The following is a 564-nucleotide window of genomic DNA, read 5'->3' on the forward strand; positions in this document are numbered from 1 at the left end:
AGGACGCTTGCCACTTTGTGGTTCATGACTGGGGTGAAGTCGTAACAAGGTAGCCCTAGGGGAACCTGGGGCTGGATCACCTCCTTAATACGAATGATTATTGCGATGAGTGTTCACACAGATTGATGGTTTATATAAGTTAAAGCAGAGCTTTAATGAATGACTTCGGTTATTGATTAAAGCTTTTGTGCTTTATGCTCTTTAACAATTTGGAAAGCTGACGAATAACAACAATCCCCTTATCTTTTAGATAAGCGTTGTTATTCAATTAAAAGTTCTCAAATCCTGAATCTTTATGATTTAGGTACCAACACACATTCAAGTGTTCTTGGAAGTAACGAAAGTTACTTATATTTGAGTCCGGCAAAATCGAAGTGTTGCTTCGCTCATTCAAATAATGAAGCAACAATAAACCTTGGTTGTTTGCCATACGAAAGACCTCTTGGGGTTGTATGGTTAAGTGACTAAGCGTACACGGTGGATGCCTTGGCAGTCAGAGGCGATGAAAGACGTAGTAACTTGCGATAAGCCCAGATTAGGTAGTAACAACCATTTGAGTCTGGG

General features: G+C 40.1%; 2 rRNA genes. Both read left to right on the forward strand.

The features are described from left to right. Positions 1–87: ribosomal RNA gene (locus ACVB80_RS24335) — 16S ribosomal RNA — on the forward strand; the annotation flags it as partial. 367 nt (positions 88–454) lie between these two features. Then, positions 455–564: ribosomal RNA gene (locus ACVB80_RS24340) — 23S ribosomal RNA — on the forward strand; the annotation flags it as partial.

The organism is Vibrio sp. 9-16B-A1 (genome assembly GCF_056726165.1).